The organism is Psychrobacter sp. NPDC078501 (assembly GCF_044900935.1).
Lineage (GTDB): Bacteria > Pseudomonadota > Gammaproteobacteria > Pseudomonadales > Moraxellaceae > Psychrobacter.
Genome location: NZ_JBJDOS010000018.1, coordinates 1 through 5,677, shown reverse-complemented (window position 1 = coordinate 5,677; position 5,677 = coordinate 1). Strand labels below are relative to the sequence as shown.

The window sequence follows — 5,677 nt, the reverse complement described above, 5'->3', positions numbered from 1 at the left end:
AAAATCATCTGTAGCTACAGATGATTCTAGTAGCGGAGTTATTTATGAGCATGATCGGTGTATCAGTAGCTAGCAATAAAAGCCTTCAGCTTGAAGCCACTCAAGAAGCCTATGATAGAGCTGTCGTGAAGCTTAATTTGCTGTTGATTGACGATAAAACGCACGAAGAAGTGGTCAGAAGCAAGCTATTTGAAGTTATGGATGAAAGAAATCAGCTTGGGAAATACTCTACTTCTGATCTTTATGTGATGCAAAAAAGCATTGAGAAAACGGTTGATGACTTTCTTGCTGGATTGAATGAGCAGACTATTACCGCTTAGATTAGCGAGTAGGTGAAACGCTAAAACTATTGAGATCTAATCACCTATCGCTTATATTGGGTGTACAAATATAAGCGATAGGTGATTACTATGACTACAACTAATTATAATATACGGCTTGACCAGGATCTGAAAGATAGGTCTTTTTCTGTTCTTGAAAGCTATGGTCTAACGCCTTCACAAGCCATTAGACTGTTCTTGAACCAAGTAGCCGATACCAATGCGATTCCCCTGTCTTTTGACTATCAACAACCTAAGCTCAACGCGCAAACTATTGCAGCTATTGCTGAGGTTGCGGGCGGTAAAGGCACCAAATACGATAGCTTTGGTGATCTCATGGATGAGCTAGAAGGCGAGGCTGATGAGATCCATTGAAGTATCAAGTCAGTTTAAGAGAGATGCTAAGAAGAATTATCTAAGTTTACTCACTCCTGCATGGGGCGAGGTGCTTAATTGTTTGACTAACGATGTACCGCTACCGGCTAAATACAAAGATCATGCGTTGACCGGCAATCATAAGGGGTTTAGAGATTGCCATATCAAACCTGATTTGGTGCTTATCTACCGTGTTCAGATCGATACGGTAGATTTTGTTAGGCTGGGTAGCCATTCAGAGGTGTTTGATTAGCCTGTTTTAAGTGGTTCCACAATGACAGTCTGTTTTGAGTAGTCTGTTAATAGGTTTTTGGGGTGAAATAGCTGGTTCCGCTGGGGTATGCTTTACGAACTGTGTTTGGCAAAGTACACCATGGTCTCATTGGAACACAGTTTTCATCCTTCCCCTATTTTCTTAGCATACTTTTTAATATATTATTAACCTTAACCTTAACCTTAGACTATAAAAGCCATATATTCTTTAAAAGAATATATGGCACACAAGCTAACAAACTCTTACCTTTCTTTACCTGAAAATATTAATTTTTTTGCTATGTTTGAGTTGTTAGTTGAGAAAAATTTCGATTTTATAAAAAATAACTACAATAAATAATAAAAAGAGTAATGGGCTGTGCTGCTTAAATTAGCGCAGTTAAATTATTGTGTGGTTGGTCTTTTAAGCTGACTTTGAATGGTTTTCAAAGTCAGGTTTTTTTATAGCTTTCTGTCTCAAGGATATTAAAATGAAAAAATTATTCCTGACTAAATCAATTCAGAGCAAACTATGGATCGTATTTATGGTGAGTTTCTTTGGTCTGAGCGCTTGCAGCAGTGAGACAGAAGAGCCAGCTCCTAATACAGAATCTAGCGAAATGACTCCTGTGCAAACAGCGACCGAGGCTGAAGATCAAATTCCTGCTTCTACAGAGGACGCAGAAGGTGCAGGAGGTACTGCGTACTATTCTAGTAATGGTAGTGTAGAAAATGAGCAAAAGGCTGATGATACGGTTACTGTTAATGAAAATAACTCGAACTTAGATCAAACATCAGCAGATGGAGTGCAGTAAGTATGAGAAAACTCGCAATCCATTAAACATTCTTATTTTTGATGGCTGTAGCCTATCATATGATCTAGCTTTTTATCTTTACTCGCATAACTAGTAGCATTGACTAAAAAAGCCCGTGACAATAGTCACGGGCTTTTGCATTTTAAGGGTATGACTATTAAATACACAAGAATTAATATTTGTTTTGTGTGCGCCACTCATCTACATCACGTTCAGCATCTTCTTTTGAATGACCATAACGCTCTTGGACACGTCCAACCAGTTTGTCACGGTCACCTTCGATATGAGTGAGATCGTCATCTGTTAAATCTCCCCATTTCTGTTTTACTGAACCTTTGAGTTGGTTCCATTCGCCTTTTAGGGTTTGATTATTCATATCATTATCATCCATTTTTTGATTGTTTTTGTACTGTTCATCCATACTTTGTTCGTTCACATTTTGATTGTCCATTATGGTTTTCCTTTTCCATTTATTGGTTTGTGAGTCAACGCATCTATACCAAGCTCATCCATCTTTTGTTTTTTTTTATTGATAAATAGGCTATCAGCAGTTATTAAGCTTTAAGCTGACATATCTAATATAGAGATACACAATTGGGCTGTCTGTACAACGAATGTTTAAAGTATTGCTGAGCTATTATTAAGTCCTCTGATTTGTTATGAGGGTATAAGTTATGATTTGGACTAAACCGTTAATCATAAAAAAAATCTTTAATTAAAAAAGACTATAAAACATGCTGATTGACATTAATTTGAATTGAATTATAACTACAGATGTTAGTCCAACAATTAAAATAAAGACGGCTACTGCTCGTAGGATGAGCCTTTTATCTTTCATAGATTACCCCTCATACTTTCCTATAACTATAACCTTAAAGCCCTTATTTTGTTAGCTCTCACTTCTTTTTTATCGTTTGGCATTAAGTTGTATAAATAGATGAGGGCACTTAATATTTAGTGCCGCAAACATGCAATCAATAGCTTACAGCCAAATATTCTATATCTTCACTAGAGAACTGAACCTATCAAACACACTCATAAGACTTAATATTCAAGATACTCTCTGATAGGGCGTTTATTAAACTGCATAGGGTTTTTTTTAAGTCTATTAACCATCTCAAACTCCCATGCTTTCGGGTCTTGACCAGCTGGACTGGTAGAGCTAACCAAATGGTTGTAATCAGCAATGAACTGCTTGTTACGTGTGATACGTCCTAGCTGATTGTCGTTTAATCCTTCTACCGTAAACATATCTGCTGTACTAGCGTCACGCTCCTTACTAACCACATCAGTCTTAGCTTTTGGTTTTTCATGAACAGTGAAAGCAAAACCTATAATTTTGCGTCCCTTTTTTACGTTCTCATATTTGACTTTAAGATCTGATTTTTTGTTAATCTCGTCTGTAGCAAGGTCTAAAACACGTTTCTTAAAATCACACATCGCTTTGTATTCATTGATCCCTAGCCCCATTTGGTCTCTAAAAACCCCTATCTCAAAGCATGGTGTTTTTTTAGCTGTGCGCCATTGCGTCAATAACTCATAAAGGCGTACTGAATAAACACTATCAAACTGTGTTGTTTGCTCTAGCAAATACGAGGTAAAAAACTGCTCTAAGCCATTAATACGGCTGATACCTTCTACAACAGCAAGAGTAAATACTAGTTCTATCGCACCCTCACCATCATGATATTGCACCTGCTGTAACCAACGGCTTTTAATGGGCTTACCATTATCATCAAGGTAGGTAAAACGCCTATTGAATAAGGTTTCTTCAGCTTCCTTCATGCGCTTATAGCCATTTTGCCGTGTAGTTTCAAATACCTCTGCATAACGAGTGGCATCAATTCGTAACGGCTTGTCTGTACTTAATCCTGTGGCTGTTTCTCTAGCATCAACTATGGCTAGCTGAATAATTCGCACTTCAGCCAATGATAAAGTTTGTAACGCCTGATTTAGCTGATTAGTTTTTACCACTAGGTTTTTTTTAGTGTTCATAACCATCTTACCCATAACGATTTAATGACATACTACACCAAGTCATCTAAAGGTCAAATTATAAAAAGTCCTTTAATGGTAACCAAACGTCCTTTAATGGGTAACCAAACGTCCTTTAATGGGTAACCAAACGTCCTTTAATGGGTAACCAAACGTCCTTTAATGGAGGCTACAGGCCAATAGCAGTAAGGATCACAGAGCGTCTAAAAGCTGTTAAAAGCATTAAAAGCATTAAAAACCTTTTTCTATTTTTTTATTAACTGAAAAGACAAAAGAAAAAATCCCTAATGACTTAGAAATATCAGAGACTTTTTTGTGGTTTTTTGGATTAAGTAATCAATCAATACTTTCTTGCTCATCCATCAGTTTGATTTTAGACTCATCCAAAGCAGCAAAATTTTTCAAATTATTTTAGTATTTCAGTAACCTTATTTGCTTTAACCTTGATAATAAGCTGTAAAAACACCTCTATTTGTCCACAGGATTAGATTTAAGCGCTTTCTGACCGTATTCTTATACATGCGTAGCCTTTTAAATTTAACGCTTCTCTACAGCGATTTTACGGCTTTCTAGCTGCATTGCTGCATTTACCCTAGTAATTTCTTCTTGGTTTAACCCTTCAATCGCCACTAAGTAAGGCTTAACACGCTTTTTTAAGGTCTCATAGCTGTCCTCAGCAACTTTTTTATCCATCCTAGCCTTCTCGTAGTCCATCAGGATGCTGTTTGCCGCTTTCACAGTCGGTTCTATTTGCTCAATAACCGCTGCTGTGACCTTCTCACCATACCTAGCCTTGCTTTCAAACATTTCAGGCTTAGGCGGTTCTGCTGTGATACTGAAATCTCTAGCGTGATTGATGTCGTGGTAATACTCTTTGATACTGGTATGCTTGGCTTTAGAGCCTTCCTTGCCCCTTGTTAGCCCTAAATCAGCGACCGTATTGGCAAAATCGGTTTGCATCTTGTTTAATTTAGCCCTACCGCCTAGAAAATTTTTACAGTTCAGCTTCCCCTTTTGATCAATAGGAACCACATAAGCGACTAAATGCGGTGTGCTTATGTCCCGATGAATACTCATACCTGCAATATTTTCTTCCCCATGTTTATCAATGAGCCACCGAGCAGATCGCTTAAAAAATTCGGCTTCGTGGCTTGTTCCCCAGCCGTCCCATTCAGGACTGGCAGTTATTAAATACTCAATACATAGCACCGCATCAGAGCGTCTTTTTTCAGGAAGTCGATCTTTTATTGCTTTTTTGACGGCTTCAGGGGTCGCAACGGTATGATGATTTTTAGAGGTGAGGTTGGGGTCAGCATTGGGAGTTTCTATCGTTCGGTAGCTGTGTGCAAGACTGCCACCAATGTTGCCTATCGTCTTTAATTTTGCCGTCCTCAAAATTGCATAGTTCATTGCCACTTTTTCCTATAATTGGGTGTTATTTCACTAAAGTGTACTTACTACACCACAATTTCACCTGTTATAAAAGCGTAATTTTTACAGCAAAAGGCGGTAAAAAAGGGCTGTTTTTCGCTTTTTAGAAGCAAGGCTGTAAACAAATTGTAAACAACTTTTTCCTTTATAAATCAATGACTAAGAACGATTTTGTTTGCACTTTGCAAACACCTTAACTTCAATAAACTTAACAATATCAGCTATTTGGCAGTCCCTTTAGGGTGCGTAAGGTGTAGTCATTAAATTGGGTGGGAAATAACGGATTTTTTATCTGTCGTAAAATCTGCTACAAAAAAGGGGTTATAAGAGCGTTACTTCTCGTTTTTCACTGGCATAATCATAGCTTGGTACAAACAACTTATTCACCTAAAAAAATCATCTGTAGCTACAGATGATTCTAGTAGCGGAGTTATTTATGAGCATGATCGGTGTATCAGTAGCTAGCAATAAAAGCCTTCAGCTTGAAGC

Annotated in this window: 7 protein-coding genes; 4 read left to right on the top strand and 3 right to left on the bottom strand. The window is 37.6% G+C overall.

From position 1 onward, the window contains the following. Positions 1–44 precede the first annotated feature (44 nt). The 4 genes from ACI2IW_RS13775 to ACI2IW_RS13760 all read left to right on the top strand — a co-directional run bounded on the left by ACI2IW_RS13775 (position 45) and on the right by ACI2IW_RS13760 (position 1,762). The gene (locus ACI2IW_RS13775) at positions 45–320 is read left to right on the top strand and encodes a hypothetical protein (protein ID WP_404693952.1); all 276 of its coding nucleotides are present in this window, start codon (positions 45–47) and stop codon (positions 318–320) included. Between the two features lie 90 nt (positions 321–410). Then, positions 411–695 (top strand): type II toxin-antitoxin system RelB/DinJ family antitoxin, encoded by a 285-nt coding sequence (locus ACI2IW_RS13770; RefSeq protein ID WP_404693951.1) that lies wholly within the window; start codon positions 411–413, stop codon positions 693–695. Further along, the gene (locus ACI2IW_RS13765; RefSeq protein WP_404693950.1) at positions 682–948 is read left to right on the top strand and encodes a type II toxin-antitoxin system YafQ family toxin; all 267 of its coding nucleotides are present in this window, start codon (positions 682–684) and stop codon (positions 946–948) included. The genes ACI2IW_RS13770 and ACI2IW_RS13765 overlap by 14 nt, the downstream gene beginning before the upstream one ends. Positions 949–1,438: 490 nt before the next feature. Next, positions 1,439–1,762 (top strand): hypothetical protein, encoded by a 324-nt coding sequence (locus ACI2IW_RS13760; RefSeq protein WP_404693949.1) that lies wholly within the window; start codon positions 1,439–1,441, stop codon positions 1,760–1,762. Positions 1,763–1,934: 172 nt separating this feature from the next. Here the strand turns inward: ACI2IW_RS13760 and ACI2IW_RS13755 are convergent, their stop codons facing one another. The 3 genes from ACI2IW_RS13755 to mobV all read right to left on the bottom strand — a co-directional run bounded on the left by ACI2IW_RS13755 (position 1,935) and on the right by mobV (position 5,167). Beyond that, the gene (locus tag ACI2IW_RS13755) at positions 1,935–2,138 is read right to left on the bottom strand and encodes a CsbD family protein (RefSeq protein ID WP_041772590.1); all 204 of its coding nucleotides are present in this window, start codon (positions 2,136–2,138) and stop codon (positions 1,935–1,937) included. A gap of 668 nt (positions 2,139–2,806) precedes the next feature. Further along, a complete protein-coding gene (gene repM / locus ACI2IW_RS13750; RefSeq protein ID WP_404693948.1) occupies positions 2,807–3,757 on the bottom strand; it encodes a replication initiation protein RepM in 951 nt (316 codons plus the stop codon). A 537-nt stretch (positions 3,758–4,294) separates the two neighbouring features. Continuing rightward, positions 4,295–5,167: a MobV family relaxase gene (gene mobV / locus ACI2IW_RS13745; RefSeq protein WP_404693947.1), complete on the bottom strand. Its 873-nt coding sequence runs from the start codon at positions 5,165–5,167 to the stop codon at positions 4,295–4,297. Positions 5,168–5,677: the final 510 nt, after the last annotated feature.